Genomic DNA, 2915 nt, shown 5'->3' with positions numbered 1-2915 from the left:
GTTCGTCCACGAGCGGGCCACCTACGCCGCGGGCGCCCAGGATCACCGAGCAGAACCGGTGCTTTCGCTGCTTGAGGCGTTCGCAGAGTTCGAGCGGGCCATCATCCGGGAACGTCAGACCGAGGGCATCGCCATTGCCAAAAAGAATGGCAAGTACAAGGGGCGCAAACGCGTCTTGACCGACGAGCAGGTCGCCAAGGCCCGCGACCGTGTCGAGGTGGGGAGGGTCCGTCGGTGATCGCCCGAGATCTCGGAGTCGGCCGCTCCACGCTCTACCGCGCACTTCAGCAACAGAAGTAGACGATGCCGCCCCGTCGCGTGGACCCAGTGCAGTTAGAGCTGGTGCCGAGACGGTCTCACGAACGACAGGTGAAGCGGGTACGCGCACATGTAGTCTGTGGTATGGCCGACGATCGGCAGATCGGTCCACCCGGCGCTCGACGTGGTCCCGCAGCCTCCCCGTGACAACCCGAGGACCCGAGATGGCCAGCCCGTGGGCAGATCCCATGGCCATCTCCGGGCAGATCTGGTGACCGTCACCGGGCAGGTCTCAAGACCGCCCCTGGGCAGAACTCAATGGCCCTTGACATGGGCCGCAAATCGTATTAGTCGCGAAATGCTCGTCGAGTGCATCGGGTACCGGGAGACGGTGACGGGCTCGTCGTCGCGTCAATGGACCGACTCGCCCCAGCGCAGCGCTGGCTGGGGATGTACCCCGTCTCCTGGAGAGTCTGGACGAGACCGGGGTCGGTCTGGTGATCCTGCTGGAGACATTTTCCCGATCCCGTCCGAGGCGGTGCCGCCGGTCGCAGGATTCTTGGCCTACGAGGGCTCCCTCGATCTGGGATGAACTCCCGCGCAACCGGAGGTACCACGAACGCGCGAGTAGCCTCAATCCCACGACCGCCGCCACCGTGGTGAGCACCGATCGGGGATGATGCGCGCCATCCAGTTGGCTGACATGCGGCAGATCGGAGATCGCCCAGGTCGCGGTGGTTTGTACACGGTTTGCTCACGGCCGTAGTTAGTGGGTGCCTCCGAACTCGACAAGTAGGACTCCGGCGATGATGATGCCCATTCCAAGGAGCATCCGTTTGGTCAGAGGATCGTTCCACAGGGAGCGGGCGCATACGGCGACGAGAATAATCCCGACAGAGGTCCAAATCCCGTAGGCGACCCCGACGGGCATTCCGGCACTAAGGGCGAGACCGAGGAAGGAGAAAGCGACCACGTATCCGACAACGACAGGGACGAGCCACAGTCGCTTCCGGAACCCATCGGAGGCGCGCAGGCTCAACGTGCCAATAACTTCGAATAGAATCGACAGTCCTAGCCATAGCCAGCTCACGCGACAGCCGCCTTCGGCTTGGTGGGAGCGTCGTGGGAGCCCAGTTCGACTACCACGACGCCGACGATGATCACAGCGATTCCGATCACCTGTGTGAATGCGAGTGACTCGCCGAACAGCACGGCTCCGAACAGTGCGACTAATGCCACCCCGGATGCTCCCCAGATGCCGTACGCCACTCCGATGGGCGCCCCTGCTCTCAGGGTCAACCCCAGCAAGCCAAACGCAGAGACATATCCGAGAACAACGAGCACAATCCAGCCGGAGTGGTCGACCATCGCTCTGAGCGACAACGTTCCTACCACTTCGGCGAGAATCGCCCCGATTAGCAATAGCCACTTGTTCATTCTGTACCTGCTTCCTCGTTTTCAGCCTGGTCAATCAAAGTGCGGGCATGAGCTCCGACCGCAGCGAGATCGTCTGCAGGAAAGACACCGGTCGCCTCCGACATCCACGCGCCGTCCGCGCAGAATCTCGCGGCAGCCAGTAATGCTCTTGCCCGTGGTGAGCCCACCGAGCTCAGGTCGTACCAGGGCCCGAGAAATCGCTGCCACGGCCCGGATAGAGCCTGGTGATAGGCCGCGTCGGAGAAGATCCAGTAATCAGCCCGAGAGACTTCCGCCGTCGTTGCCGTTGTTACATAGGCCCGATACCGATCAAACGGTGACGACCCCTCTGGCCCTGATCCGGCTTGGTGCCGAAGTAACTCGTCCCACTGTTGGGCCGAATACTCGACCAGCCCCACCATCAGTGCTTCTTTTGTGTGGTAGTGGTACATCAGACCCGGCTTACTCAACCCAGCCCTGTTAGCCACAGCCTCTAACGTGATCGTTGCACCCTGAACCGTCGTCTTCTCCTCGGCCAGCTCTTTAGCTGCTTGCATGATCCGCATCTGCATCTCGTCAGCCACACCCGCGACTTTACCGTCCGGAAGGTTGGTGGGCTAGCCGCCTGCGAGTCGCGCCCCCCCGCACCGTCCCGGCGGCTGCTCTTGAGCCTGATGCCGACTGGTTGACCGGTGGTCCTACGTCCTCAGGTGAGTGCTGACCAGCCTGTCTGTTAACGTCAGCCGCGGAACCGACCGCATCTAGCCGTCCCTTGCCGGGATGGGCGGGTGCCAGGGAACCCGGTGAGATTCCGGGACTGGCGCGCAGCGGTGTGGGGTACCGAACCGGCAGGATGCCACTGGACTTTGTCCGGGAAGGCGCCGGGGAGGGTTGATCCCGAGTCCGAATACCTGTCGGTTCCGCGACATCCGAGCGAACCTCGCGCACAGGTTCCGAAGAGACAAGGTCAGACGTGGACTTCACGTATGAGCCCGTCGGCGTGGGGATCAGCACCCTGGCCGAGCGGGCTATCACGACGTCACCGGTACCTCACCGATCGCGACCCGATCCCGGCGATCCGAACTGGCGCGGTGTCACCGAGCTGTGTGATCCCGCTACTTGGCGGGAGATCGGCAACCTGTACTCGCGCAGTTTGGGGACTGCTCATGCGGCCCCCGGGTTGCTGTGTTCGCTTCAGCACTACGCTGGCCGGGCTCTGATCGATCAGAGTGGTGCCACGC

The 2915-nt window shown here is 62.8% G+C and carries 4 protein-coding genes and 1 riboswitch; of the genes, 1 reads left to right on the top strand and 3 read right to left on the bottom strand.

The genetic code is table 11. The features are described from left to right. On the top strand, positions 1-238 hold a 238-nt coding region (locus HMPREF3086_RS14400), incomplete at its 5' end, for a recombinase family protein (protein WP_371441675.1). A 786-nt stretch (positions 239-1024) separates the two neighbouring features. Here HMPREF3086_RS14400 and HMPREF3086_RS14395 read toward each other — a convergent pair. Genes HMPREF3086_RS14395 through HMPREF3086_RS18155 form a run of 3 tightly spaced genes read right to left on the bottom strand, consistent with a single transcriptional unit; the run spans position 1025 to position 2258 of the window. Continuing rightward, positions 1025-1348: a DMT family transporter gene (locus HMPREF3086_RS14395; protein ID WP_070722557.1), complete on the bottom strand. Its 324-nt coding sequence runs from the start codon at positions 1346-1348 to the stop codon at positions 1025-1027. After that, positions 1345-1695, bottom strand: a complete 351-nt coding sequence (locus HMPREF3086_RS14390; RefSeq protein ID WP_070722554.1) for a DMT family transporter — start codon at positions 1693-1695, stop codon at positions 1345-1347. Before HMPREF3086_RS14390 ends, HMPREF3086_RS14395 begins: the two co-directional genes overlap by 4 nt. After that, positions 1692-2258, bottom strand: a complete 567-nt coding sequence (locus tag HMPREF3086_RS18155) for a TetR/AcrR family transcriptional regulator (protein ID WP_141764102.1) — start codon at positions 2256-2258, stop codon at positions 1692-1694. The genes HMPREF3086_RS14390 and HMPREF3086_RS18155 overlap by 4 nt, the downstream gene beginning before the upstream one ends. Before the next feature lie 165 nt (positions 2259-2423). Then, positions 2424-2608, top strand: a riboswitch (cobalamin riboswitch). The last annotated feature ends 307 nt before the right edge of the window (positions 2609-2915 follow it).

It is taken from the genome of Dietzia sp. HMSC21D01 (assembly GCF_001815995.1).
Classification (GTDB): domain Bacteria; phylum Actinomycetota; class Actinomycetes; order Mycobacteriales; family Mycobacteriaceae; genus Dietzia; species Dietzia cinnamea.
This window is presented reverse-complemented; position numbering and strand designations above follow the sequence as displayed.